Raw genomic sequence first — 26,965 nt, 5'->3', positions numbered from 1 at the left:
CATGCTGTGGTTCAAAAATTTAATGGTTTACCGTCTTAGCCGCGATGTTTCTTTGCGAGCCGAAGAGATGGAAAAACAGCTGGCATCAATGACGTTCACCCCTTGCGGTAGCCAGGATATGGCAAAAATGGGCTGGGTTCCGCCGATGGGATCGCACAGCGATGCATTAACGCATACCGCCAATGGCCAAATTATTATCTGCGCCCGCAAAGAAGAAAAAATTCTGCCGTCGCCGGTTATCAAACAGGCGCTGGAAGCCAAAATATTCAAACTGGAAGCTGAGCAAGGTCGCAAACTTAAGAAGACCGAAAAAGACTCGCTGAAAGATGAAGTTCTGCACTCATTGCTGCCGCGCGCCTTTAGCCGCTTCAGCCAGACAATGATGTGGATCGATACCGTCAACGATCTGATCATGGTTGATTGTGCGAGCGCGAAAAAAGCCGAAGATACGCTGGCGCTGCTGCGTAAGAGTCTCGGTTCGCTGCCGGTCGTTCCGCTGACGATGGAAAACCCTATTGAGCTGACGCTGACTGAATGGGTTCGCTCCGGCACCACGGCGCAGGGCTTCCAACTGCTGGATGAAGCTGAACTGAAAGCGATCCTTGAAGACGGCGGTGTGATCCGCGCGAAAAAACAGGATCTGGTCTGCGACGAAATCGCCGTGCATATCGAAGCGGGCAAACTGGTCACTAAGCTGGCCCTCGACTGGCAGCAGCGCATTCAGTTCGTTATGTGTGACGACGGCTCCATTAAGCGCCTGAAGTTCAGCGACGAGCTGCGCGATCAGAATGAAGATATCGACCGCGAAGATTATGCTCAGCGTTTTGATGCCGATTTCATCCTGATGACAGGCGAACTGGCGGCGCTGATTAAAAGTCTGGTGGAAGGATTAGGCGGCGAAGCGCAACGTTAAGCCGTGTTTAGCGAATGGCGACTCAATATCGCCATTCGTCATTTTTACGCTTACAGGTAACGGCAAAGATAGGATGTTGGCTCTGCTACCTGCAGATGAAACTCGCTGTTGCCCGGTACGTTAAACACGTCTCCTGCGGCATACACTTTCCACTCGGTTTCCCCTGGCAGCAGCACGTTCAGTGCGCCACTAACTACCGTCATCTCTTCAGGTGCCGCAGTACCAAAGGTATATTCACCTTCAGCCATCACGCCTACACTGGCGCGGCCAGTACTGCTGCTGGTAAAACCGATCGATTTTACTTTGCCGGAAAAGTATTCATTACTTTGAAGCATACAACTGGCCCTATCTCGTGATTAAGTTAGGAACCAATATAGGGGGCTGACGTTCCACCTGTCACGCAAAATTACGCCAGCAATTCCGAAGCCAGTCGGGCAATCAACACATTGGACAGCAGAACCGGGACATCCAGCGACTTTTGCAGTAAATCACGATGACGTTGATGAAACCCCAGGCAGTCCAGCATAAGAACATCAGCACCTTGCTCAAGGAGATATTTCCCGGCATCAATCAGCTGTTGTTCAGAACCTTCTACTGGATTCGCCACGGCGTACACTGGCGGAGTTTGTAACACCTGCCACTTTTGTGTCTGGGCTTTGAGCAATTCAGCAACAGGTACAATGACCCCAACCTGATGCCCTTCGACAATCGAAGCCACTAACGGGGGAATAATGCGTATAGGTTCCAACAAGATACTATTGCGGGCGGTCAGACGGGTAATTGAGGCGGTACTCATCAGCAGGATCACATCAAATCCCTGATTATCGAGAACCTCCACAATGCTTTGCAGCGAGCGTTCCACTTTTTGACGTGAGACATGAGCAAGTTGGTGGTCGCTAAGCAGCGTTAATAACAGCTCGTCACCGGGTGAAGCTCCGTACTCAGCCATCACATCTTCTCGCTGCATCTGCCCCAGCAGACTGTGGTGAGTAATGTGCTGTTCATCAATATATTCCGTCAGGAGCGGTAACATCTCACACATCGGCACAACGCCAATCGTGAGGATAGCCAACGACGTACTCATTTGTTGCTCCACCGTCTTCTTACTTTGCTGTGAAATCCCGGATAAGTGCCGGGCGCTGACCTGTGCTACAAATGCTCAAAAGCGTAGCAGTAGATCGGCGGTGTATTGTGTAAAGATTCCAGATCATTCCAGTACTGGATTGTTATTGTTTAATTTTCAATTTTTACTGTATACGGCGAAATTTAAAATAATGTGATGCACGCCCGGACTGGCACTTTTAAGACTCGTGCCAGAGCGGTCTTCATATCAGGTTTTATCGGGGTCTTCGTAGCGTTTTTTAGCATCCATCGCTTCCTGAGCTGAAGGATGCTCACTGATCAACGAATTCGGTTTAGGGTGATCAGCACGAAGTTGATACCAGGTTACCGTCTGGCCTGGCGTCCCTTTTTCAACCGTAACAATGGTCGCTTGACGTGGATAAGGTGGTTGTGTCGGCATAGTTCTTCCTTTTCACTGGATGAACATTAAGTATAGACACCGCCCTGCAACCGTGGCGCTGCCTGCGCCAGTATCCCAAGAATGTCTTCCACTACCTGCGAAGGCGGATTGGTGGCATCAACGATATAGTGCGCAGCCTCACGATACAAAACATCACGCTGGGCGAGCACTTCCTGAACCTCTTCGGTCAACGGTTTGCCGGTTAGAGTCGGTCGTAATCCTTCTTCAGGCGTGGCCTCCAGACGATCAACCAGTACCGATACCGGTGCGCTTAGATAGATAACCACGCCGTGGCTGCGCATGTAATGACGATTAAATTCGGTAAGAATGATACCGCCGCCGGTCGCAACAACCGTGGCAGGAGCGGTGACAGCCTGCAGAGCGGTCGTTTCCTGGGCACGAAACCCTTCCCATCCTTCTCTTTCGACGATTTCCGCCACGGTCATTTGCACGTGCGATTGCAACCAGCGATCGGTATCAACGAACTGGAAATCAATAGCCTTTGCCAGCGCCATACCGGTTGTCGTCTTACCACCCCCCCGGGGGCCAACAAGAAAAAGAGGTTGCGTCATCACAGAATTTCCCCAGAGAGCCGCCAACAAGCGGGATCTGATGCGGTTAAAAATATAATCATATCATCAAACTAGTACACCGCCAAAACTGTAAAGAAAAAATTACAGAAAGAATGGCGAGATGAGTTAACCCCTACTATAACAAGAATTCACAATGAATAAAGTGTAAATAATAAATTACACACTCTATTTTCTACGCTGAACTTCCAGCCACCACTTATCCAGTTCAGCCGCAAAATGCTGTCTGTCGCGGGGCGAAAGGCTGTCCGGCCCCCCGGTCTGGATACCGCTGGCTCGCAGTGTATCCATAAAATCACGCATCATCAGACGCTCACGGATCGTCGCTTCGGTATAACGTTCGCCGCGCGGGTTAAGCGCCGCCGCACCTTTTTCAATCACTTCAGCCGCCAGCGGAATATCTGCCGTTATCACTAAATCACCGGAGCTGCACTGACGCACAATCTCGTTATCAGCCACGTCAAAGCCCGCAGGCACACGTAATGTGCTGATGAAACGCGAAGGCGGGACGCGCAGGCTTTGGTTGGCCACCAAAACAAGCGGCATTTGCATGCGCTCAGAGGCGCGGTACAAAATGTCTTTAATCACATTCGGACACGCATCGGCATCCACCCATATTGTCATAACTTCTCCCCACTGGTGTGCTGTCGCACATTGTCGCGTGCTTTTACTTTCAGGCAAAGTGCTGTTTCTCCTTCTGAACATATTCATTCCGCGCTAAGCTTAGCTTTCCCAGATTTACCCTAAATAATTCGGGTTGCAGGCAGGCGGCAAGAGAGTGAGTCCCGATGAGCTTACTCTGGTAAGTAATTCGGGTGAGCGAACGCAGCCAACGCACATGCAACTTGAAGTATGACGGGTATAAAACAATGAATATCATCCATAGGGAGTGACAAGATGGACAAGAAAATTGGTTTTATCGGCTGCGGTAATATGGGCAAAGCCATTCTTGGCGGCATGATCGCCAGCGGTCAGGTTCTCCCCGGACAAATCTGGGTCTACACCCCTTCCCCCGATAAGGTCGCCGCGCTACACGACCAGTACGGCATTAATGCGGCGCAGTCTGCACAAGAAGTCGCGCAAATCGCTGATATTGTTTTTGGGGCCGTAAAACCAGGCATCATGATTAAGGTGCTGAGTGAAATTACCTCCAGCCTGAACAAAGATTCCCTGGTCGTCTCGATTGCCGCAGGCGTCACTCTCGATCAGCTGGCCCGTGCCCTGGGTCACGACCGTAAAATCATTCGCGCGATGCCAAACACGCCGTCGCTGGTGAACGCCGGAATGACCTCCGTCACGCCGAACGCCTTAGTCACGCCAGAAGAAACAGCCGACGTGCTGAATATCTTCCGCTGCTTTGGTGAAGCAGAAGTCATTGCGGAGGCAATGATTCATCCGGTCGTTGGCGTCAGCGGTTCAGCACCGGCCTATGTATTTATGTTTATCGAAGCGATGGCTGATGCCGCCGTTCAGGGGGGGATGCCCCGCGCACAGGCTTATAAATTTGCAGCACAAGCGGTAATGGGTTCGGCGAAGATGGTTCTGGAAACGGGTAAACATCCTGGCGAATTGAAGGATATGGTGTGCTCGCCAGGTGGAACCACCATTGAGGCGGTACGCGTCCTGGAAGAACGCGGTTTCCGTTCATCGGTGATTGAAGCGATGATTAAGTGCATGGAGCAGTCGGAAAAACTCAGCCGCTCCTGAGTTAACACCGCCGGACGTCAGGCCGCCGCTTCAGTGCGGTTACGTCCGGAATTCTTTGCTTTGTAGAGAGCCATATCTGCTGATTTTAACCATTCTCGATAGTGTTCAGTTTCAGACGTCAGCGGCGCAACGCCCACGCTAATGCGCAGGTCAACCTGCGGCGCGCAGGATAAACGCAGTTGGGTAAGCCGTTCGTGAACACGAGACATCGCTGCAATCGCGCTGCTCGCTGACGTGCCACACATGATTACCGCAAACTCATCACCGCCAAAGCGACCAATCACATCGCTACCGCGTAAGGTCATCTGTAACTGGCGGGTCAGTGCAACAATGGCCTGATCCCCGACGTCATGGCCCCAGGTATCATTGATACTCTTAAAATGGTCGATATCGATGATAAGGAGCGTGGCATCACGCTGATGGCGTCGGCAATTATCAAATTCATTCCGCAGCAACAGTTCCCAATGACGTCGGTTATAAACCCCGGTCATCCCATCTCGCGTGCTCATAACCTGTAAGCGACGTTTATGTTCTGCCAGCCTGATGAGCGTCTGGTAACTCACCCAGGCAAACAGCAACGGGTAAACCACTAACACCGGCAGCGACAACAGCACACTCAGTTGCGTACTGCTAAAAGCCACGGGAATATCCGTTAACTGTAACGTCACCAGGCAGGAAACCACCATCAACACGGCGCCTGCGATGAAGACACGCATACCCCCTGCGCCCATCAGGTTGATACAGATAATCATCAACAGCGCCGTGGATGGCAGCAAGTTTATCCCCATAATCCCCATCCACATCCCGGCGAGGATGGCATCGGCTTTTAAGTTGGTATATTCGCTATGCAGTGGATCGATAGCTTTACTTGCCAATTGCCATGCCAGATGCGGCCAGACAAACGCCCATCCCACCAGCAAAAGCCACCAGCCTCCGGTTATTGGCTGAGAAACTAATACCGACGCGATAGGGAAAAACATTCCCCCCAGTCCCACCGCTCGCGGCAGCCTGATTCGTCGGGCAAATCGCAGACCGGAACGTTGGTGATCATTTTGATGAAGCAATATAAATGCTTCATTCGGGACGACCTTCTTTTGATAAAAATTTTCATCATTCATCGTATTTGGGAATATTCTGAAACAAATTTCCCAAATTATAGGAAGGGGTCTGGTGGCGGAAGTATGATATTTCGGGTGAGCGATTTTACCTGCTCACCCGGAAGTGCTAAGCAGATTTTTTCAGGCAAGCGCTCATAAACTTATTACGATCATCGCCTTTCAGAGACTGTTCCGTCGCCTTGACGTTGCATTCACGCATTTTCTGCTGCTGCGGCGTCAGGCTCTTTTCCTCAGGCGCAGATTTACTGTTTTTCAGGCAATCACTCATGTAGGTCTTACGCGCATCCCCTTTTAAGGTCTGCGCCGTGGCCTGCTGATTGCAGGTGGTCATACGCTGTTGTTGCGGGGTTAACGTCTTCTCGGCAGCACCGACGGTAGTTAAAAAAATAAGGCCAAAGAGTAACGTCATTAATAATGTAATTTTCATAGCACCATCCTTTTCTGAACGACGACACACAGGTAAGTTTGGCTGCTAACGATAAAAATACCACCCGACGGCAAAAGTATTGCCATCGGGTGTCAGCTTATTTCAGTCCTAACGCCGCTTTCATGGTGTAAAACAGATCGGTTTGATCGGTCAGGCCAACCACATTCGCCGCATGAGGGCCATAGGCTGCAATACGCAGTTGGCTGCCGGTGTGCTCCTGGGACTCTTCTTCAGAGTTGCCATAGCTGATGACCATCACCGCGCCATCTTTAGTGTTCAGCGCCTGCGTTAAACCGGGTGCTTTAGTATCCGGTGCGACAATCTGGCTGGCATGCGCGTGGTCAGCGGTTACCACAACCAGGGTGTTGCCATCTTTCTTCGCAAAGGCAAGTGCACGCTGCACCGCTTCATCCAGATCGACCGTTTCACCAATTTGTCCACACGGGTTAGCGGCGTGATCTTGTTTATCGATCGACGCGCCTTCTACTTGCAGGAAGAAACCTTTCTCATTTTTGCTTAACAGCTCAATCGCTTTATCCGTCATCTGCGCCAGCGTTGGCACGCTGTCGTTACGTTTTGGATTTGGCGTACAGGTCACTACCGGCTTATCCAGGTTGCCGTGATAAGACGCTTTCGGCCCTTCCCAACGCACTGGCATATTACCGTCTGAGAACAGACCCAACAGCGGTTTATCCTGATTCGCTTCGCTAACAGCCGCCAGCGTCGCGGCATCACTCACCATCTGGTAACCACGGGCCTGGGCTTGTTCTCGCAGCGTTTTACCCTGCCACTCACCTGCCGTAGCGGTTTCAGTAAATGTTTTTGCTCCGCCGCCTAACGTAACATCCGCACGAGCATTCAATAATTGTTCGGTGATCGACCCTTTACCGCCTTTTTCCAGCGCGTTCGTCGGGCATTTTTCAGCCGTCACGCTCGGGCCATAGCATTTACGCGAAGTGACATGGGCAACCAGTGCGGCCGGCGTGGCATCCTGTAATTCAGCCGTGGAAACGTTGCCTGTCGCCAGACCTGCCGCTTTGGCCATTTCCAGAATCGTGGTGTGATCTTTTTCATGAATATCCACACCCAGCGCCCCGTTATAGGTCTTCACGCCGGTTGTCCATGCTGTCGCAGATGCTGCTGAATCTGTCACATAATCGGGCTTGCCCGTTTTCTTATCCAACGCATAATGTGTGTATTGTCCGGTCAACGGTAAAGCATCAATACCTTTAAAAAATCCGCCCGCGCCTTCAGCATAATTTCGCGCTGCCGTTATTTCGGAGTCGCCCATCCCATCGCCAATCAGCAAAATAATATTTTTGGCCGGTTTATCGTTCAGGGATTCGCGCAGAGCTGCCGTTTGATCGGCAGACAATCGGCGAGCGCCACCCGGCGTGGTGATATCTCCCTGAGCAGCACGATTATCCATAACCGCTACAGTAGATGTTTCTGCATTAATAACCGGGGTAAACAGCAAAGGTAACAGGGCAATAGCCAGAGCGCTTTGTTTCACTTTATATTCTCCATGTATAAATACGGTAAAATTAAAACAAAGCGACTATAAGTATTTGATGTGACAATTTTATGATAATTTGTGGCTACCCCACCATAGATGGATCACAACGCTTTTGGTACGCACTCACCAGCATTATGTATGTTCGTCAGAAACGCGGGCATGCGGTTTCCGCCAGCCAGCGCCCCCTCAATTTGACGAATAAATATTTGCCGATCGTTCCACGCCATATTGCGCAGCATTTCGATGATTACCCGCTCTAACGTTTCGACCTGTGCCGCCAGATCTTGCGATTCTTCTTCTTTTTGCGCGAGCTTAAGTAACAACTCAGTGACGAGGTTTTTCATTTGCCTATTCCCTTAACAAAATATGGGTCACGTTATCATTAAGGCTCACGACTGCCTAGAGGATGAAAGTTGTATTTTTATAAGAAATAAAACGATTTGCGAAAACAATCACAACACAAAATAAGGGAAAATGAGTCCTGAAGCAGGATGATTCAATATAAAAAGGTAAGAAAATTAATAATCACACAAATATATAATACACAATTATGGATTAACAACGCTGACAAGCAGCGTTGTTAATCAGGAACTCAACGAGCCTCGCGCCGACGTCGCAACGCGATAGCCAGTTGCCAGATATTGATAAGCACAATGCTTGCTGTAGCAATGAACACCCAACGGAACCCCGCCATTGCCGAAACCGTTGCACCCATCAATGGCCCGGCGACGTTGCCAAGGTACATAAATGACTGGTTATAGCCAAAGATGCGTCCGGTTATCTGGTCGCTGGAGTATTTCACCAACAGCGTCTGCACCGCCGGCAACATCGCACCATCAGCAAAGCCGAGCAGAAAACGTAGAATTCCCAACTGCAACGGCGTGGTAACCCACGACATGGCAAAAAATAGCACCACCGCGAAGATTAACGTCGCCATTAAAATCCGCTCAGTACCAATACGGTCGCCTAATTTACCAAGTCGGGGCGCGGAAATCAGAGCAGAAATGCCCGGTACTGAGGCTATCAGCCCACTGAGAAAAGCAATATTCGAACTGTCCGGGACCATTGATTTAATAAACAGCGCCAGAATAGGCCCAATTGAGCCATTACACAGTTGAATCACCATGGTGGTAAAAAACAGGCTGATCACCAACGCTGGATGCGAAAGCGAGGCAAACACAGCCTTCCCACTCAGACGTTCGCTTTTTTTAAGCGTCGGGCGAACGCCCTCTTTGATTAAGAACAGTGTGACCAGAAAACTCACCACCAGCAAGGCGGCGGTAATACAGAATACCGCCCGTAAGCCAACATGATCGGCGATAAAGCCTCCCATCAGCGGTCCGCCGATGACGCCGCTAATTTGCGCCGTAGAGAGCGTACTCAGCGCCCAGCCGCTGCGCTCGCGTGGAACCTGTGACGCAACCAGCGCCATCGCATTAGGAATATAGCCGGAGGTTAACCCCATCACCCCGCGCAGCAGAAAAAGCTGCCAGACGTTAGTGGCAAATGCCTGTAGCAAAATCGCAATGGCCATCCCCAGTGAGGCCCGCAGCAGCATCAGCTTGCGTCCTTTGCGGTCGGCCAGACTGCCCCACATCGGAGAAACAATGGCTGAAATCAGGAAGGTGACGCTGAACGTTAATCCGGACCACATTGATAGCGCTTCATGCGAGGTCACGCCCAGTTGGGAGATATAGAGTGGTAAAAAAGGCAAGATTTGGCTAATCGCCAGTCCGGTAAAAAAGCACCCGAACCAAACGGAAATAAGGTTAACTCTCCAGGATTCCATAAGGACTCATAACGATAATTAGCTGAAAACTGCGAGCAGCTTAACAAATTACTTAGCCGAATAAGGGTCTACAGGTGCGATAAATCACAGTTTAGGATTTTATCTTCCCGCTCATCATATTTGTGATATAGCTCACACCAAACCCATAATATAAACAGGGGATTGTGCTTCCCGCGCGATCTGCGTGTATGTCCCCTTCTAATCCCCTGTCATTCGCCAAAACAATCTGCCAGAAGCCGAGGAAACCTGCGTTTTGTCGTGGTAATGTATGTGCTTTGCATTCATGGAATGGGTTTTTAAGATGGCAAAGTTGCGGGTAGGAATCGTATTTGGTGGTAAATCAGCGGAACATGAAGTGTCATTGCAATCGGCAAAAAATATTGTCGATGCCATCGACAAGACTCGCTTTGACGTTGTGCTGTTAGGTATTGATAAACAAGGGCAATGGCACGTCAGCGATGCCAGTAACTATCTGCTCAATTCAAACGATCCGGCGCATATTGCGTTGCGACCTTCTGAGACCAGCCTGGCGCAGGTACCGGGTAAACAAGAGCACCAGTTGATCGATGCACAAAACGGTCAACCGCTGCCGACGGTCGATGTTATTTTCCCGATCGTACACGGTACTTTGGGTGAAGATGGCTCTCTGCAGGGCATGTTGCGCGTGGCGAACCTGCCGTTTGTCGGTTCTGATGTGCTGGGTTCTGCTGCCTGTATGGATAAAGACGTGACCAAACGTCTGCTGCGTGATGCCGGGTTAAACATCGCGCCATTTATTACGCTCACTCGCGCGAATCGCAACAGCATCAGCTTTGCCGAAGTGGAATCCCGCCTGGGTCTGCCGCTGTTTGTAAAACCGGCCAACCAGGGATCGTCCGTTGGCGTCAGTAAAGTAACCAGCGAAGCCCAATACGATCAGGCCGTCGCGCTGGCATTTGAATTCGATCATAAAGTCGTTGTGGAGCAAGGGATCAAAGGCCGCGAGATCGAATGTGCGGTACTGGGCAACGATCACCCGCAGGCCAGTACCTGTGGTGAGATCGTGCTGAACAGCGATTTTTACGCTTACGACACTAAATACATTGACGATAACGGTGCCAAAGTTGTCGTTCCGGCAGCAATTGCGCCAGAGATTAACGATAAGATCCGCGAAATCGCCATTCAGGCCTACCAGACTCTGGGCTGTGCCGGCATGGCGCGCGTGGACGTCTTCTTAACTGCTGAAAACGACGTTGTGATCAATGAGATCAACACGCTGCCTGGCTTTACCAACATCAGTATGTATCCGAAGCTGTGGCAGGCGAGCGGTTTAGGCTATACCGATTTGATCACTCGCCTGATCGAACTGGCGCTGGAACGCCATGCTGCGGATAGCGCGCTGAAAACCAGTATGTAAACCCGTCAGGATGCCTGATAGAGCTATTGGGCATCCTTTGCTTCATCATCTTCAACGCGGCGACGGATGATTAATCCGGCCAGCCAAAAGCTAATCACCCAGGTCACCAGCCCCACCGCATAAGTTTGCCATCCCTGCGCTTCAAAACCTAATAACCCCACCACGCCATTCAGAATAAAGATAAGCCCAATAGCGAAAGCATAGTAGTGCCAGTCTCGGCGGATTTTTACAGGCAGGTTCATAACAGCTCCGGTGGAAATACAACACAGTAAGGCATCCTCGCACATTTCCCCGAGGGCGTCTGTGGCCTGTGCGGAATTTCTTAAATGTAACTCAGTTTAACTTAAGGTTACATAATTGTGACCGCCAACAAAAAACCGAAATCCAGGAATAATCTCTACCTGAAATTACCATCATTCTGATATTGACATTGCCGATCACCTGTCAGACTCACTCTCAGTTCCAGGCATTACGTCAAAAAAAGCAGGTTATTTCCGGAGGTCTTTATGGCTGATTTTACGCTCTCAAAATCCCTGTTTAAGGGCAAGCATCGGGATCCCTCCTCCCTGCCCGGCAACATTGCGTATGCCGTATTTGTGCTGTTTTGCTTCTGGGCGGGTGCACAGATTTTAAATCTGTTGGCCCACGCGCCCGGCATCTATGAAGAACTGATGCAGCTGCAAATGCAGGAGACAGGACGCCCGCGGGTTGAAATCGGTTTAGGCGTCGGTACCCTCTTTGGACTGATCCCCTTCCTGGCCGGAAGCCTGATTCTTGGCGTCATAGCGGCGGTCATGCGCTGGCGTCACCGTCATCATAAAGATGACTGATTCATACACTTCACCCGACGATCGTCCACCCGTTTAGCAAACCACGCAGTAGTCAGATTACGCGTGATCTTCGGGCTTTCCAGTTGAATGCCCGGCAGCATTTCACGGGGTAACGTTTTCCCGGTCTTCGCTTCCGCCAGCTTATAAACCTTTTCGTACAATGCGGTTTTTTCAAAGGCCAGGCTGTCACCTTTTTGCAGTTGCTGGCGGATCTCACTCTCGCTCATCCCTAGCTTCCCGGCCAGTTTACGTACCGCCAGCTCCGTTTTGCCCGGCTCACTGCTGCCATAGAGAATCAGATCCCCGTCCATCGCCAGCTTCACTCCGCTGGCTTTACTGACCGCATTCTGGAAAGCTGCATTGCGGCTCGCATACCATCCGGCATTAAAATCGGCGAAGCGGAAGATTGGCGCACTGTAATTCGCCGGATAGTTGAGCAGATGATACGTACCGAACCATAACCCACCACGGCGGCTAAACACTTCCTGACGTACCGTCCCCGCCATTTTCCACGGATACCCGCTGGTGTGCTGCTCAGCAAACGCGATACTGACCTGCATTGGACCACCGGTATGTACCGGATTAAGCGATCCGAACAATGTCTGCCCCATCGGCACCATGTTGATGAAATCATCAAAGATGGCGCTAAGCTGTTTTTCCGTCTTCACCGTATCCAGACGCTCGCTGTAGCTTTTCCCCGTTGGCGAGTTAATCTTTAGCGCGGTATGCACGACAAACAGCGGGATATGCATGCGTTCTGCGCGACGGTCAATCTCTTTCCAGGCGATTTTGCTTAAACCAGGAACAGCCGGATCGGCCTGGAAGTTTGACTCCTGCTGCGCTACCGCCAGCACCGAACAGATGTTTTCAACCGTCGGTGCCAGCTTCTGGCTTTCAAAGGTCTTTGCCAAATCCTGCGCCCACGCGTCCCGGTCTTTCACGCTGGCGGGCATTTTCTGGCGCACCACGCTCGCCACATCGACGGCTTTCTCCCCCTTTTTTAGCGGCTGCGCAGGTTGGCTACTACATCCCACCAGCACCAGTGCTGCCAGACCAGACAAGGGGTAAAGACGGGAAACCGTCGACATAACATCTCCTTATTATTAACTCAGCGTATGGGTAACTTCCTGAATATCCTGACCATCAAGCTCGCGTTCAAAGCTGCGCAGACGCTTATAAATAGACATCAGTTCTACTAACGTTGTCCAGGAGTTAATCAGATACTGGAACGAGCCGCGCACCTGGCCAAACACGTTAGTGATTTGGGTCATCAAACCGAGCGTAATCGTACCGGCAACAATTGACGGAAACAGCAGGAACAAACCGAAAACGTTATCAACCTGCAGGTAAAGAATACGGGCAATATTGAAGTACATATAGTGAAAATAGAGACGGAAGTAGTTTTGCCGTACCGCATGGAACAGTTCACGCACCGTCGGTGGTGTCGCACGGTTGCCATCATCTTCGCCATAGACCAATTCTTTACGATAGGCCGCTTCCACGCGCTGGTTTTTAAACTCCAGCCCTGGAAGTTTTATCCCGACCACGGCCAGTAAACCGGTTCCCATCAGCGACCAGACAATCGCGGCAATCACCAGGCCATAAGGCACATGTCCAACAATCGGCAGGTCAGGAACATGGGCAGAGAGCGTTACCAGTACAGGCAGGAAGGCAATCAGCGTCATAATCGCGTTGATAAAGCTGACGCCCATATCTTCCAGCGTAGAAGCAAAACGCATGGTGTCTTCCTGTACACGCTGTGCTGCGCCTTCGATGTGACGCAAATGCTGCCAGTGCGCCATATAGTGTTCGTTCATCGCGGTACGCCAGCGGAACACATAGTGGCTGACGAAGAAGTTGTTCATCACACCAATGACCACGGCTATCAGCGCAATGCCGAGAAAAATGCCCACTTCATGATAGAACTGCTCAATCTTCACCTTGTGTGGTGCGCTGAGCGCAGTTTGAATCAGGTCATAAAATGGCGCATACCAGGCGTTGACGGCGACGCCGACTTCAACCAGAAACCAGGTCACAAAAATAATCAGCGATGTGCCCAGAATAGACCAGTACTGCCAGCGGTGTGGGCTGTAGAGAAACCAGAACAGCGCGAACACCCCGACACAAAGAATGTAGTACGCATAAAAAATCAGGTAATCCAACGACCAAAAACGCGCTGCGCTAATAGGTACGTCTCCCGACGCGCCGGTAATATGTGCAACCCAGGCTCCCCCACCTGCTTGCCAGAATACAACGGCGACGAGTGCCCAAATAAATGCCGAAATAAAGAACGGCCCCGGCTTTGGGAAAAAAGACTTAAACATAGTGCTCTCCTGCTAACTTCTTATCGTTATGACGACTGCTGTGCATTTGCCACCGTGGAGTGCGGAGGCCAGACGGCTTACGCCCAAAAACACAAGCTGAAACCGACAATTGTGACCAAAACCGAGGCACTTAGTTCGCACCTCGGTTATGAAGAATTGTTTCTGTGGTTTTCACACTCGACAACGTTCCAGTATGTGCAGATTATCACAGCGTGAGATCACAAAAGCGAACATCCGCAATCCAGGAAACTCCTGTGTTTACTCATCGTTACGTTTTTCCCACTATCATTGGTTGATAAGCGCTTTGCAATACGCCGATGAGTAGTATAAATACGCATACGCACGACATCCTTTTTCACTTTCTCTAACTCATGGACACCACCGTTGAAACGTAGTCTGCTTTTTTCTGCCGCGCTGTGTGCGGCGTCATTGACATCTGTCCAGGCGGCACAGCCTATAACCGATCCGGTCTTCGCCTCTGATATCGTTGATCGTTATGCCGACCATATATTTTACGGCAGTGGTGCTACGGGGATGGCGCTCGTGGTGATTGATGGTAATCAGCGTGTATTTCGCAGTTTTGGTGAAACACGCCCCGGCAATAATGTTCACCCGCAACTGGATTCCGTAATTCGCATTGCCTCAATTACCAAATTAATGACCAGCGAAATGCTGGTGAAATTACTCGATCAGGGCACGGTCAAACTCAACGATCCATTGAGTAAATATGCACCTCCTGGCGCACGCGTACCCACTTATCAAGGAACACCAATTACGCTGGTGAATCTGGCGACGCATACCAGCGCACTGCCGCGCGAACAGCCAGGCGGCGCGGCCAATCGCCCGGTGTTTGTCTGGCCAACCCGCGAGCAGCGCTGGAGCTATCTCTCGACGGCAACGCTTAAAGCCGCGCCAGGATCGCAGGCTTCTTATTCCAACCTGGCGTTTGACCTGCTGGCCGATGCGCTGGGTACCGCGTCCGGTAAGCCTTATCCGCAGCTGTTTGAAGAAAAAATCACCCGTCCGCTGGGGATGAAAGACACCACCTTTACGCCGTCCCCCGATCAGTGTCGACGCCTGATGGTCGCGGAAAAAGGTGCCAGTCCTTGTAACAATACGCTGGCAGCCATGGGCAGCGGCGGCGTCTATTCAACGCCTGGCGATATGATGCGCTGGATGCAGCAGTATCTTTCTTCTGACTTTTATCATCGTAGCCAGCAGGCCGACCGGATGCAGACGCTGATTTACCAGCGTACGCAGTTAACTAAAGTGGTGGGAATGGACGTTCCAGGCAGAGCCGATGCGCTTGGTTTGGGCTGGGTCTACATGGCGCCGAAGAATGGCAGACCGGGGATTATTCAAAAAACCGGTGGCGGCGGTGGCTTCATTACCTATATGGCGATGATCCCACAGCAAAACGTTGGGGCATTTGTCGTAGTGACGCGCTCTCCGCTAACCCGTTTTACCAATATGAGCGACGGTATCAACGAACTGGTTGCAGAATTGAGCGGGTACAAGCCACAGGTCATTCCTGCATCCTGATTCAATACTCAAAAGGCAAACGGTTAATGCACACCAGTTTGCCTTTATTCATTTCAATGTAACCGCCTTTACGCAATGCTGCGAGAACCTCAGCGACAACCGAGCGTGAAATTCGTGTGCGTTGGTGAATATAGTTCATAACGCCGATGCGTGAACGAAGGGCTTCATCCCATTTCGTCATAGAGATCAATGTCGCGCGGATCTGATCGTAGGAGTTGTTGCCGATCAACTGCAGATCGCGTAATTCAAGCATGGAGTTTTGCCATGCCAACCAACAAAAAGCTTCACGCCAAAGCTGGCACTCTTCAATTATATTAATTGTTTGCGAGGCAGGTAGATGGTATCCCGTACAATCGCTTTCCGTGATTAATCTGTATTGTATATCTGTTTTTATCACACCATCTGAAAGCCCCATAATAAATGGTGCCTGCGCAATACCGACCAGCACATTCTCCCCTCGCCTCAGAGAAATTACACCATTTAAAATGATAAAGGTATCGTCACTGTTTATATCACTGGAATAAATTATTTCTTTATCGTTATCACACTCAAAGTGTTTGCCATATTTTGACAAACATTTATCAAGCTTACCAAATTCCACAAGCGGTTTATTTGCAGACAACATTTGGGCATTCCTTGCAATAAATGCCCGTCAAATCCGTGACGGGCATTTTTCTGAGTTAGATTATCTTTTCTTTAACAACAAGAGATGTCTTACCAGGTATATTTAACACCAACATTTGCAGACCAGTCTTGATCAACATCGCCACCACCGAGGTAGTTAGCATCGGTGTATGCGCTGAAGTTTTTGGTAAAGCTGAACTGAGTACCCAGTCCAACACGTACCGCAGAACCTTCTACACCGTTGTCGATAGAGTCGCCGTTTACGTCAGAATCGTTGTTAGAGTCGTCGTAAACGTAGGCCAGTTTGAAGTACGGGGTCAGCGCCTGGTCGTCGCTATAAGCGAAGGTATAACCTGCATCGACACCGAGTTCATAACGCATGCTGTCATAAGACTGACCGTCAACTTTCATGTCGTTGCTCAGCTTATAGTCATCACCAGACTGGAACAGACCGGATACGCTGCCGTATGGCGTTACGTAACCTGCGTCACCCAGTTTCAGGTCATAACCCAGTTTCAAGCCAAAGCCCCAGGCATCAGAAGAGGTGCTGCCATCAACATACTGACCGTTGCTCATGTTAGCAGTCAAATCGTTGTTGAAGTGAGAGTAGCTTAAGTTACCGTCAACAAAGATGTTGTTGGCAAAGTGAGCAGAAGAGTAGATGTAGGCAGTCTGGCTATCCTGATCCACCTGACCGGTACGGTCGCTCATATCACCTTTTGCGAAGCCTGCGGCAGCACCGACAATCCACTTAGCGTTGTTACCATCAATTTTGGAATCAACACCGACCATGATGCCGTTAACATCCTGATCGTAGTTAATGGTGCCGTTATCTGCATCGAAGCTACCACCGAAGTAGCTAACCCATGCACCACCGTTATCAACCAGACCATGACGCGCGTTAGTCAGACGAGTACCAACGGTATCTTGTTCCAGGTTCCAGATATTGGTGTTAGCAGACGGAATGCTCAGCGCCATGTTCGCGTAGTCTGTCAGTTCCATCTGCTGCAGAACAACGGTGTTACCCTGCTGCTGTGCCTGATAGGTGTAAGCACCCAGGTCAGCTTTGTTGGCTGCAGAGAAGGTCGCGGTGCTGTTCGCGTCGTTAACGTAGACCAGCTCGTTACCCTTGTAATCCGCAACAGAACCTGCGCCAGTCGCGTTGTCGATACGGACTTTATAGTTACCGGTTGCGGCCGCTACATGGTCACCATAGTTATCAACTTCAGACTGATCGCCTGAGGTGTCGGAATCGCCGTTACCGTTGATAGTCAGATGACCATCAGAGTTCATCGCGATCACGCCATAACCGTAGTTAGACTGAGATTTATCGTTAGTGCGATCGTTGGTCAGATCAGCATTCAGCACATAGTCAGTGCTGTTGATGTCGAAAACACCCGCGTTAACATGGTTATAAGCGTCGGTGTAGCTAGTCAGGTTCAGGGTATCAACCTGCAGTGCATTACCGGTACTGTTCCCCACATCCAGAACGCCGTTGTTAGTGACGTTAATGGTGTTTGCATACAGCGCAGCTTCAAGCACATTCCAGCCAGCAGAAACATCATCGGCGATTGTGACAGTACTGTTGTCGATAGACAGCGTATCCGTCGCAACGTGACCATCTTCGTTGATGTTCAGTGCAGAAGCACCGGTCAGAGAGATAGAGTCAGCAACCAGCTCAGAATCACCCACGTTGACGACAGAACCGCTGTTGATGCTCAGGGTATCAATCAGGGAAGTTTTGGTGGTATCCCACTGTGAAGCACCGTTCAGCGTGACGTTGAACAGGCCGCTCTGGTAGACAGCGTTGCCAACTACATGACCATTTTCGTCATAAGAAGTTGTGTCGCTATCAATACCGTAGGTTGAATAAGGCCACAGGCTGTTAGCGGTGATGTCGATCAGCGTAGCGGTGGCTTCAGTACCTACACCGTAAGTAGTGATATCACCAACACCATCACCGTCCAAATCAATGGATCCGGTTTGATGAACTGATTGTGCAGCACCAACCCATTTACTACCATTATTTAAGGTCAAATTCAGACTATCAGTACCATCCCAACCGTTGGTGTCTACATCACTATCAGTGTCACGATAGCTATCCGCTCCATTCGGGAAGAAGTTTTCATCAAAGTTGCTGGAGAAGACGACATCCCCCATCAAAGTTGAGTTGTCAAACGTAGCAGTAGTCTGCATAGCATTATCAGCATTTGGATTCGCAACAACCGCTAATGCAACATCGTCCCATTTGTTTGCAACAGCGGCATCTGCATATCCATCACCATCTGTATCGACAGAAACAAAATTCGCAGTGCCGCTGTAGTCGCTTGCATTGCTGGTGTTACCAAACCAACCGGTGGTACCTTCATCAGACCATGAGCCAGAGGTCAGGGTAGAATCGCTGACAGCGATAGTGTTGTTAAATACTTCACTGCTGTTTACGCCAGTGCTGACGGTATTATCGTCAATATCTGCCCACTCGTAACCCTGAGTCAGGGTTATGCCAGCGACATGAGAGTTGGCGGAGATAGACAGATCAACTTCTTGATCCAGAGTGATGGCAGTACCGAGTTGATAAACATTCACAACATGCGAATCAACAGCGTCATTATACGTACCGTTGTAGGTATAATGTTCGTAGTTGTCATCGATAGTTGAGTTGATGACGCTCATCGCCAGACGATCGTAGTAGTAGTCGGTACCCGTACGGTTAGTACAATCCGCGCTCATGCATTCGGAAGTCACCATACCGTGAATGGTACTATTTTTAATCGTCAGGCTGTTGTTATTGGTGTTAGTTGACAGCCCATCATCCAGATAATAAGTAGAAATAACACCGTTTACCGTAGCGTTATTGATTACCGGATAAATATTACCGTTATAAATACTATCCGTGTCGTAGTTGTTCCAACCTACATACCCACCGTAATACCAGTTGTCAGCATGAGTATCATCATTATAGTGAGAGAACGTATTGTAAGTTGTTCCAGAGATATCAGTAGAAGCATTCGCCTGAGAAGTGATTGCCAAAGTGCAGGCTAATGCTAATTGTGAGACTACAAGTTTCTTTTTCCAAGTGTGCATTTGTCATCCCTCCTCAGGGACGTAATATAGTTGATCCATCAATTATCAATGCAAAGAAAACATTTTATGTTTCGCGGGGAAGATTATGCGGTTTCACAAAGGAAAGGTTCAATTATTCTTTGGTTTAAGTCCGATTACGGACAATAGACATGCAAATTATTCGAAACAGCAAATAAACGTAAAAATCATTTTTATTTTAGATAGTTACATGTAAAACCATTGGCAAAACAATATATTGAACTTATGATTAACTTAAAAATTAAACGTCAGTAAATAAATACCGTTAAATCTCGCCACTTAATTAAAAATTAAATTAAACTAAATTCACCATAAAACTAATCACTATTTAAAATAGTCATAATTGCAAAAATAGAGATAACACATAATACCAAGCATTGGTAACATCAACATAACCTCGGCATAACGCCAACTTTCGTAAACCCCTCGCCCTCAGGTTCGGGTATACTACGGCCTTCGATTCCACAAACATCAGGCATACCATGACAGACCTAATCCAACGCCCTCGTCGCCTGCGCAAATCCCCTGCGCTGCGCGCTATGTTTGAAGAGACAACACTCAGCTTAAATGACCTGGTGTTGCCGATCTTTGTTGAAGAAGAACTCGACGATTACAAAGCTATCGACGCCATGCCCGGCGTGATGCGCATACCAGAGAAACACCTGGCGCGCGAAATCGAACGTATTGCTAATGCAGGCATCCGCTCGGTCATGACCTTCGGGATTTCTCATCACACCGATGAGACCGGCAGCGATGCCTGGAAAGAAGACGGTCTGGTGGCGCGCATGTCGCGTATCTGTAAGCAGACCGTACCGGAAATGATCGTCATGTCCGACACCTGTTTCTGTGAATACACCTCGCACGGTCACTGCGGTGTATTATGCGAACACGGCGTTGATAACGACTTAACCCTTGCTAACCTCGGCAAGCAGGCAGTCGTTGCCGCAGCAGCGGGCGCAGATTTCATCGCCCCTTCCGCCGCAATGGACGGCCAGGTACAGGCGATTCGCCAGGCGCTGGACGCCGCGGGCTTCACCGATACTGCGATCATGTCCTACTCCACCAAGTTTGCCTCTTCTTTCTACGGCCCGTTCCGTGAAGCCGCAGGCACGGCGCTGAAAGGCGATCGTAAAACGTATCAAATGAACCCGATGAATCGCCGTGAAGCGATTCGCGAATCGCTGCTGGATGAAGCCCAGGGCGCAGACTGCCTGATGGTGAAACCGGCTGGCGCGTATCTCGATATTCTGCGTGATATCCGCGAGCGCACCGAGCTGCCGATTGGCGCTTATCAGGTCAGCGGTGAATACGCGATGATCAAATTCGCGGCGATGGCAGGTGCAATAGATGAAGAGAAAGTGGTTCTGGAAAGCTTAGGCTCGATCAAACGCGCTGGCGCGGATCTGATCTTCAGTTACTTCGCACTGGATCTGGCTGAGAAAAAAATCCTGCGCTAACCACTTTGTTGCCGAATGGCGACTTCGCCTTATCGGGCCGACAGTTCCAGGCCCGATAAGTAAAATCCCACCAACAATCACCCCGCCCGATAAAAAGGCCGATCCCCGAGGATCGTCGCCCGGTGCATAATACGCCGCTGCGGCAGATAATCCGCATTGGCATAATGTTGCGTGACGCGATTATCCCAAATCGCCACATCGTTGGGCTGCCAGCGCCAGCGCACCTGAAACTCCGGTTTGGTGATATGGGCGAATAAAAAGCTTAGTAACGCCTCGCTCTCTTTTTCCGTCACATCGACAATTCGCGTAGTAAATCCCTCATTCACAAACAGTGCCTGTTTACCGCTTACCGGATGGGTCCGCACCACCGGATGTAGCAATGGCGGATGTTTCGCCACCGCATCCAGCCAGCGCTGATGCTCCTCTGGTGTCTTGCGGTATTTATATTCCTGGAACGATTTACGGAAATCATGCTCTGCCCGCAGGCCACTCAGCAACTGACGAAACGGCTCAGACAATGCCTCATAAGCAGCAATTCCGCTGGTCCATAGAGTGTCTCCCCCGGCCGATGGCAGCTCTTTTGCTGCCAGAATCGCCCCGGCAGGCGGCGTGTCGATAAAGGTGACATCGGTGTGCCAGTTGTCGTTATCCGGCGGATTATCGTTATGGGTATCCAGTACGATAATTTCCTCTACCCCTTCGGCATGCGGATAGACAGGGTGAATATGCAGATCGCCGAAACGCAGCGCCAGTGCCCGCTGCTGTTGTGGCGTAATCACCTGCTCCCGCAAAAACACCACCTGGTGGCGCAGTACCGCATGATAAAGCTGTTCAAACTGATTATCGCTCAGCGGACGCGTCAAATCCGCACCAGTGATTTGTGCGCCAATGTACGGCCCCAGCGGGGTAATGCTCAGACGTTCACTCATTGTACTTCTCCATGCCAGGGCGTCAGGCGACGCTGAAGCGCGCGCAGACCCAGTTCTAAAATAAATGCGATAACGGCAATGACCGCGATCCCTGCCAGCACCACATCCGTTGCCAGAAACTCACCGGCTGACTGCACCATAAATCCTAACCCTCGCGTGGCCGCGATCAGTTCAGCTGCCACCAGCGTCGACCAACCCACGCCAAGCCCGATGCGTAACCCGGTGAGGATCTCCGGTAATGCCCCCGGCAAAATAACAAACCACAGCACCTGCGCACGGCTGGCCCCCAGCGACTGCGCGGCGCGCACTCTCACCTGCTGCGCACTTTTCACCCCCGCCAACGCCGACATCGCCACAGGGGCGAAAATCGCCAGATAGATCAGCAGGATCTTGGAGGTTTCACCGATGCCAAACCAAATGACCATCAGCGGTAAATAGGCCAGGGGAGGAACCGGACGATACAGTTCAATGATCGGATCGAGAATGCCGCGCATTGTCGGACTCAGCCCCATCGCGATCCCAACCGGAACGCCCAGCAGCACTGCCGCCAGCAACGCGATAACAATACGCGTCAGACTCGCCGCCAGATGCTGCCACAGCGTGGCATCCATAAACCCTTGCGGCCCGGCAATGACGATCAGCTTTTGTAAAACCTGTCCCGGCGGCGGTAAAAACAGCGGACTGATTAACTGCAGCGCCGCCACCGTCCACCACACCGCCAGAATGACGGCCAACGTACCAAGGCTTAAGGTAATCTGCCGCGAGAACGGCCAGCGCCAGTTCAGCACCCGCTGGCGACGGGGTTTATCATTAATCACCACGCTCATGAGAATGCCTCCCGTTGTTCAAAGACACGACCTAACACGTACTCGCGCATGGCGATAAACTGCGGATCGGACTTAATGCTGCGGCTCGACTCTCCGGCCACAAAGCGACGGGCGAAATTGAGCGGCAGACGTTCCAGTACCCGGCCTGGTCCTGGGGACAGCAATACCAGTTCTGTCGCCATAAACACCGCTTCTTCAATATCGTGGGTAATCAGCAGCACCTGTTTGCCAGTCTCATGCCACAGCTTCAGCAGCAGGGTTTGCATCTGCTCGCGGGTAAAGGCGTCGAGCGCACCAAAGGGTTCATCCAGCAGCAACAGCTGCGGGTTGGCCGCCAGCGCCCGGGCAATGCCGACGCGCTGACGTTGTCCACCGGAAAGTTGCCAGATAAAGCGTTTTCCCGCGCCCTCCAGCCCGACTTTCTGCAACATCTCCAGAGCAATACGCTGACGCTGTGGCTTGTCCACGCCCCCCAGCTGCAGCCCAAAAGCCACGTTGTCCTGCACGTTACGCCAGGGCAGCAGACCTTCGTTCTGGAACACGACCCCGCGATCTGCCCCCGGACCATCAACCCTGTTACCCGCCAGCGTGATGCTGCCATGCTGATACGGCACAAACCCGGCAATCAGATTTAACAACGTGGTTTTCCCACAACCGGAAGGTCCAAGGACCACCAGCAGTTCACCGCTATCGAGCGTCAAGTTGATATCCTCCAGCGCCGGTTTTCCACCGTAGCTGGCGGCAAGATGAGAGATTTGCAGCATCATCGCCTCCTTATTTATTGCACGAAGCGATCGGTCACGTACTGGCTGTAATCTGTCGCGATAGCGGGGACTTTGCCCTGCTCTTTAAGGAACTGCGCGGTGTCGATAATCGCTTTGTTCACCGGGCCGGTTAGCTCAGCGGTTTGCTGTTGCGGTGTCAGGTAAGTGTTACCTTTCACCAGCCCCGGAACATCCGCCTCCGGTACACCGCTCAAACGCGACAGTTTGCTGATATTCTCCGGCTGCTTCAGCCATTCATCAGGATTAGCGATATAAGGCTGCTGGGCATCGATAGCGCTTTTGGCAAAGGCTTTCACCACCTCAGGATGCTTCTCGGCAAAATCTTTGCGCACCACCCACACGTCCAGCGTCGGTGCCCCCCAATCGCCAACCTGCGAGGAGTCGGTTAACACCTTTCCGTCTTTTTCCAACGCGTTGACCGCAGGTGCCCAGACATACGCACCATCAATATCTCCGCGCTGCCATGCGGCAATAATCGCCGGTGGTTGCAGGTTCACAATCTCCACCTGGCCGGGTTTAATCCCCCAATGTTTCAACGCCGCCAGCAGGCTGTAATGGGTGGTGGAAATAAACGGCACGGCAATGCGTTTGCCAATCAAATCTTCCGGTTTACTGATGTTTTTCTTCACCACCAGCGCCTCAGAATTGCCGAGCTTTGATGCCAGCAGGAAAACCTCAATAGGCACCTGCTGACTGGCAGCGACCGCCAGCGGGCTGGAGCCAAGATTACCGATCTGCACATCACCGGATGCCAGCGCACGAACGATGCTCGCCCCGCTGTCGAATTTTCGCCAGTCAACGGTCGCCCCGCTCTCTTTGGCAAACGTGTTGTCCGCCTGCGCCACTTTGGCAGGTTCGGCGGAGGTCTGATAAGCAACGGTGACGTTCACCGCCTGCGCCTGAAATGCGATGAATGCCAGTGCGGCAAGAAGTGCGTTACGCGATGAAATAGCCATGATTGTCTGCTCCCCTGTCTTGTTATGGAGGCAGTATTTCGTTGCGGCACATTTTGATAAAGGAATTAAAAATTCTGGCTAAGAACAAAGCGTTTTTAGAAAAAAAGCGGCAATAGTTAGCTATTTCGCTCATTACAGAACGTAGGCCGAATAAGGCGCTTGCGCCGCCATCCGCAATCAATGCCTGATGCGCTGCGCTTATCAGGCCTACACTCGCTGTAAATTATTGCGATTTTGTTACATTCGTTACATATCCGCGCCACGATGATTGCCAGCGCGGCGCTGGCAGGCATCATAGAGGCCATTGTCAGCAAGAGAGCAATATCATGATTCATGTTGTGCTGGTGGATGACCATGTGGTGGTGCGTTCCGGCTTTGCGCAATTACTCAGTCTCGAAGACGATCTGAACGTTACCGGTCAGTACAGCAGCGCGGCGGAAGCCTGGCCTGCACTTCTGCATGATGATGTCAGCGTCGCGGTAATGGATATCGCCATGCCGGATGAAAATGGCCTGAGCCTGTTAAAACGACTGCGGGCGCAGAAGCCCGGTTTTCGCGCCATTATTCTCAGCATTTATGACTCGCCCACGTTTGTGCAAAGCGCGCTGGACGCAGGCGCCAGCGGCTACCTGACCAAACGCTGCGGCCCGGAAGAGCTGGTGCAGGCAGTACGCTCAGTAGGCATGGGCGGCCATTACCTGTGCGCCGATGCGCTGCGGGCGCTACGCGGCGGCGAGCAGCCCGCGCAGGTTCTGGAAGTTCTGACCCCGCGCGAGCGTGAAGTGTTTGATCTGTTGGTTAAAGGTGACAGCGTAAAAGAGATCGCCTTCAAGCTCGACCTCAGCCACAAGACGGTGCACGTTCATCGGGCGAACGTGCTGGGAAAACTGCAATGCCACAGCACCATCGATCTGGTGCATTTTGCCCTCGACCACCAGCTATTGACGGGGCATTAATGTCGCGTAACCTTCGGCATTGGGTTATTTCTCTGTTTATTCTGCTGGCCTGGGGATCGGGCTGGCTGATGCTGTGGACGCTGGGGTTTTATCTGACCCACAACGGCCAGCAGGCGGCGCTATTTCTGCCACACGGCGTCTATCTCGCGCTGTTAATTCTGCTTTCTCGCCGTTACTGGCCCGCGCTGATACTGCCGCCGGTGTTGATGTTGTTCTGGCTGCACAGCGAGCAATTACTGAATGGCTATATCCTGCTGGCTGCGCCGTTAATTAGCCTGATTCCAGCGAGCATCGGCCAGTCATACTGGCACCGCTTTCCCCTTTACTGGCAACGCTTAACGCTGCTGCTGGCCGCCGTAACGCTCACCTCATTGCTCAATACTGCCCTGCTTTCACCGTTTATCCAGAGCCCGGCAACGCTGATTGGCCTGGCGTCGTTTACCGGCGGCGTGTTGCTGACGCCGTTTGTCTATCTGATCTATGAATTTCTGCGCCAGCAGCACCGCTATCATCTGCTCGGGCTGGATACCACCAATCCCCCGCTGCGCACCTCGCTTATCATCTGGTGTAGCCTGTTTTTTATTATCGGCATCGGTACTCAGATGGTGCTGTCGCCGGAGATCGAGCGCCTGTTGCTGATCGTGGTGTTTTTACCAAACGTGGTGATGGCGTGGAAATTTGGCTGGCAGGGTGGCGTGTTGTCCGGATTGCTCGGCAGTATGATGATCACCATCGCCCGGCAAATCGGCGTCGGGTTCAGTAATTTACTGGAGCTGGAGATTTTCCTCGCCACCCAGGCTCTGCTGGGTATAGGGCTGGGGATCGCCATCAGCCGCCAGCAGCATCTGGCGCAAAACCTGCACCATTATCGCCAGCGTCTGGAAACCGAACTGGCGGCGCGTCGCGCGCTGACCGAACAGCTGATCCGCACCGAAGAAAACACGCGCAAAAGCCTGGCGCGGGAACTGCACGACGAAATTGGTCAGAACATCACCGCCATTCAAATTCAGTCGCAACTGGTCAAACGCGCACCGGGTCGTGAGCAAACGCTTGAGGCTGCGAATCAAATCAACGACCTGGCCCGGCGTATTCACCACTCCACCCGTCAGCTGCTGCGCCAGCTGCGCCCCCCCGCGCTCGATGAACTGTCTTTTAAAGATGCACTACATCATCTGGTGAATGAATTTGCTTTTGCTGAACGGGGTATTCGCTGCCGCTTTGATTATCAGCTAGAAAATACGCCAGAAAACGAAACGGTGCGCTTCACGCTGTATCGCCTGTTGCAGGAGTTACTCAATAACGTCTGCAAACATGCCGATGCCAGCGATGTGTCGATTACGCTGCGCCAGCGGGAACATTGCTTGTTTCTGGACGTCGCTGACAACGGCGTTGGTATTCTGCCAGAAAAAATTCCCGGTTTCGGTATCCAGGGGATGCGTGAGCGGGTGAGCGCCCTTGGCGGTGAACTGACGCTCGAATCAAACAACGGCACGCGAGTAATTGTTAACCTGCCCACAAATTTGCAACAAACCAGCCGCTAACCAGGAAAAAGTCTTAGTCACTGCGGACTTTCTCTCATCCCCTTTTGCTTTCACTTTCCTATAGTCAGCACAAACGGAGACTGCCATGCATACACGCTCAGCCAGCGAAACAGA

27 protein-coding genes are annotated in these 26,965 nt (G+C 51.3%); 8 read left to right on the top strand and 19 right to left on the bottom strand.

Features of this window, described 5'->3' with window-relative positions; genetic code table 11:
• Position 1: 1 nt before the first annotated feature.
• Entirely contained in the window at positions 2-913 is a 912-nt protein-coding gene (gene rdgC / locus FDW94_RS02335) for a recombination-associated protein RdgC (RefSeq protein WP_003021479.1), read from the top strand.
• Between the two features lie 50 nt (positions 914-963).
• On the opposite strand, the gene ppnP is transcribed toward rdgC, so the two are convergent.
• The 5 genes from ppnP to FDW94_RS02310 form a co-directional block, all read right to left on the bottom strand.
• Complete coding sequence (ppnP, locus tag FDW94_RS02330) at positions 964-1,248, bottom strand: pyrimidine/purine nucleoside phosphorylase (protein WP_003021477.1); 285 nt, start codon at positions 1,246-1,248, stop codon at positions 964-966.
• 71 nt (positions 1,249-1,319) lie between these two features.
• Complete coding sequence (locus FDW94_RS02325) at positions 1,320-1,997, bottom strand: AroM family protein (protein ID WP_003830963.1); 678 nt, start codon at positions 1,995-1,997, stop codon at positions 1,320-1,322.
• A 246-nt stretch (positions 1,998-2,243) separates the two neighbouring features.
• The gene (yaiA, locus tag FDW94_RS02320) at positions 2,244-2,435 is read right to left on the bottom strand and encodes a protein YaiA (protein ID WP_003021472.1); all 192 of its coding nucleotides are present in this window, start codon (positions 2,433-2,435) and stop codon (positions 2,244-2,246) included.
• Positions 2,436-2,461: 26 nt separating this feature from the next.
• A complete protein-coding gene (gene aroL, locus FDW94_RS02315; RefSeq protein WP_137377078.1) occupies positions 2,462-3,007 on the bottom strand; it encodes a shikimate kinase AroL in 546 nt (181 codons plus the stop codon).
• Between the two features lie 186 nt (positions 3,008-3,193).
• A complete protein-coding gene (locus FDW94_RS02310) occupies positions 3,194-3,649 on the bottom strand; it encodes a YaiI/YqxD family protein (protein ID WP_137377077.1) in 456 nt (151 codons plus the stop codon).
• A gap of 273 nt (positions 3,650-3,922) precedes the next feature.
• On the opposite strand from FDW94_RS02310, the gene proC reads away from it, so the two are divergent.
• Positions 3,923-4,732, top strand: a complete 810-nt coding sequence (gene proC / locus FDW94_RS02305; protein ID WP_008783907.1) for a pyrroline-5-carboxylate reductase — start codon at positions 3,923-3,925, stop codon at positions 4,730-4,732.
• 17 nt (positions 4,733-4,749) lie between these two features.
• Here the strand turns inward: proC and adrA are convergent, their stop codons facing one another.
• From adrA to FDW94_RS02280, 5 genes are all read right to left on the bottom strand, one after another.
• On the bottom strand, positions 4,750-5,865 hold the full coding sequence (gene adrA / locus FDW94_RS02300) for a diguanylate cyclase AdrA (protein WP_095533161.1): 1,116 nt from the start codon (positions 5,863-5,865) through the stop codon (positions 4,750-4,752).
• Positions 5,866-5,956: 91 nt separating this feature from the next.
• On the bottom strand, positions 5,957-6,277 hold the full coding sequence (gene psiF / locus FDW94_RS02295; RefSeq protein ID WP_003830956.1) for a phosphate starvation-inducible protein PsiF: 321 nt from the start codon (positions 6,275-6,277) through the stop codon (positions 5,957-5,959).
• A gap of 97 nt (positions 6,278-6,374) precedes the next feature.
• The gene (gene phoA / locus FDW94_RS02290) at positions 6,375-7,790 is read right to left on the bottom strand and encodes an alkaline phosphatase (RefSeq protein WP_008783904.1); all 1,416 of its coding nucleotides are present in this window, start codon (positions 7,788-7,790) and stop codon (positions 6,375-6,377) included.
• A gap of 104 nt (positions 7,791-7,894) precedes the next feature.
• Positions 7,895-8,137: a sigma-S stabilization anti-adapter protein IraP gene (locus FDW94_RS02285; protein ID WP_079935136.1), complete on the bottom strand. Its 243-nt coding sequence runs from the start codon at positions 8,135-8,137 to the stop codon at positions 7,895-7,897.
• Between the two features lie 248 nt (positions 8,138-8,385).
• A complete protein-coding gene (locus FDW94_RS02280; protein WP_137377076.1) occupies positions 8,386-9,582 on the bottom strand; it encodes a multidrug efflux MFS transporter in 1,197 nt (398 codons plus the stop codon).
• Between the two features lie 301 nt (positions 9,583-9,883).
• On the opposite strand from FDW94_RS02280, the gene ddlA reads away from it, so the two are divergent.
• Positions 9,884-10,978 carry a D-alanine--D-alanine ligase gene (gene ddlA, locus FDW94_RS02275; protein ID WP_008783901.1) on the top strand — a complete coding sequence of 365 codons (1,095 nt, stop codon included), beginning with the start codon at positions 9,884-9,886 and terminating at the stop codon, positions 10,976-10,978.
• A gap of 23 nt (positions 10,979-11,001) precedes the next feature.
• Here the strand turns inward: ddlA and FDW94_RS02270 are convergent, their stop codons facing one another.
• Positions 11,002-11,220 carry a DUF2754 domain-containing protein gene (locus FDW94_RS02270; RefSeq protein ID WP_003830949.1) on the bottom strand — a complete coding sequence of 73 codons (219 nt, stop codon included), beginning with the start codon at positions 11,218-11,220 and terminating at the stop codon, positions 11,002-11,004.
• Positions 11,221-11,484: 264 nt separating this feature from the next.
• Between FDW94_RS02270 and FDW94_RS02265 the strand changes: the two genes are divergently transcribed.
• Entirely contained in the window at positions 11,485-11,808 is a 324-nt protein-coding gene (locus tag FDW94_RS02265) for a DUF2755 family protein (protein ID WP_032942507.1), read from the top strand.
• On the opposite strand, the gene FDW94_RS02260 is transcribed toward FDW94_RS02265, so the two are convergent.
• A complete protein-coding gene (locus FDW94_RS02260; protein WP_137377075.1) occupies positions 11,793-12,896 on the bottom strand; it encodes a DUF1615 domain-containing protein in 1,104 nt (367 codons plus the stop codon). The two genes, FDW94_RS02265 and FDW94_RS02260, sit on opposite strands and share 16 nt — an antisense overlap.
• A 15-nt stretch (positions 12,897-12,911) precedes the next feature.
• Positions 12,912-14,132: a peptide antibiotic transporter SbmA gene (gene sbmA, locus FDW94_RS02255; RefSeq protein ID WP_003021430.1), complete on the bottom strand. Its 1,221-nt coding sequence runs from the start codon at positions 14,130-14,132 to the stop codon at positions 12,912-12,914.
• A gap of 384 nt (positions 14,133-14,516) precedes the next feature.
• Here sbmA and ampH point away from each other — a divergent pair, with 384 nt between their 5' ends.
• Positions 14,517-15,674 (top strand): D-alanyl-D-alanine-carboxypeptidase/endopeptidase AmpH, encoded by a 1,158-nt coding sequence (gene ampH, locus FDW94_RS02250; RefSeq protein WP_137377074.1) that lies wholly within the window; start codon positions 14,517-14,519, stop codon positions 15,672-15,674.
• A gap of 1 nt (position 15,675) precedes the next feature.
• On the opposite strand, the gene iprA is transcribed toward ampH, so the two are convergent.
• Both iprA and ehaB read right to left on the bottom strand, forming a co-directional pair.
• Entirely contained in the window at positions 15,676-16,299 is a 624-nt protein-coding gene (gene iprA, locus FDW94_RS02245) for a hydrogen peroxide resistance inhibitor IprA (protein ID WP_003830944.1), read from the bottom strand.
• An 89-nt stretch (positions 16,300-16,388) separates the two neighbouring features.
• Entirely contained in the window at positions 16,389-19,382 is a 2,994-nt protein-coding gene (gene ehaB, locus FDW94_RS02240) for an autotransporter adhesin EhaB (protein ID WP_137377073.1), read from the bottom strand.
• 500 nt (positions 19,383-19,882) lie between these two features.
• Between ehaB and hemB the strand changes: the two genes are divergently transcribed.
• A complete protein-coding gene (gene hemB, locus FDW94_RS02235) occupies positions 19,883-20,857 on the top strand; it encodes a porphobilinogen synthase (protein WP_003830941.1) in 975 nt (324 codons plus the stop codon).
• 77 nt (positions 20,858-20,934) lie between these two features.
• Here the strand turns inward: hemB and tauD are convergent, their stop codons facing one another.
• The 4 genes from tauD to tauA are packed head-to-tail and all read right to left on the bottom strand — an operon-like array spanning position 20,935 to position 24,354.
• A complete protein-coding gene (tauD, locus tag FDW94_RS02230; protein ID WP_137377072.1) occupies positions 20,935-21,786 on the bottom strand; it encodes a taurine dioxygenase in 852 nt (283 codons plus the stop codon).
• Complete coding sequence (gene tauC, locus FDW94_RS02225; RefSeq protein ID WP_008783892.1) at positions 21,783-22,613, bottom strand: taurine ABC transporter permease TauC; 831 nt, start codon at positions 22,611-22,613, stop codon at positions 21,783-21,785. Before tauC ends, tauD begins: the two co-directional genes overlap by 4 nt.
• Positions 22,610-23,377 (bottom strand): taurine ABC transporter ATP-binding subunit, encoded by a 768-nt coding sequence (gene tauB, locus FDW94_RS02220; protein WP_137377180.1) that lies wholly within the window; start codon positions 23,375-23,377, stop codon positions 22,610-22,612. The genes tauC and tauB overlap by 4 nt, the downstream gene beginning before the upstream one ends.
• A gap of 14 nt (positions 23,378-23,391) precedes the next feature.
• Positions 23,392-24,354: a taurine ABC transporter substrate-binding protein gene (gene tauA, locus FDW94_RS02215; RefSeq protein ID WP_137377071.1), complete on the bottom strand. Its 963-nt coding sequence runs from the start codon at positions 24,352-24,354 to the stop codon at positions 23,392-23,394.
• A 326-nt stretch (positions 24,355-24,680) separates the two neighbouring features.
• Between tauA and FDW94_RS02210 the strand changes: the two genes are divergently transcribed.
• Positions 24,681-25,310, top strand: a complete 630-nt coding sequence (locus FDW94_RS02210) for a response regulator transcription factor (RefSeq protein WP_008783889.1) — start codon at positions 24,681-24,683, stop codon at positions 25,308-25,310.
• Positions 25,310-26,851 carry an MASE1 domain-containing protein gene (locus tag FDW94_RS02205; RefSeq protein WP_103015009.1) on the top strand — a complete coding sequence of 514 codons (1,542 nt, stop codon included), beginning with the start codon at positions 25,310-25,312 and terminating at the stop codon, positions 26,849-26,851. Before FDW94_RS02210 ends, FDW94_RS02205 begins: the two co-directional genes overlap by 1 nt.
• Positions 26,852-26,965: the final 114 nt, after the last annotated feature.

This window comes from Citrobacter sp. wls757 (assembly GCF_005280935.1).
Classification (GTDB): domain Bacteria; phylum Pseudomonadota; class Gammaproteobacteria; order Enterobacterales; family Enterobacteriaceae; genus Citrobacter; species Citrobacter portucalensis.
Note: the sequence above shows the minus strand (reverse complement) of the source record. Positions and strands in the feature narration are given on the sequence as shown.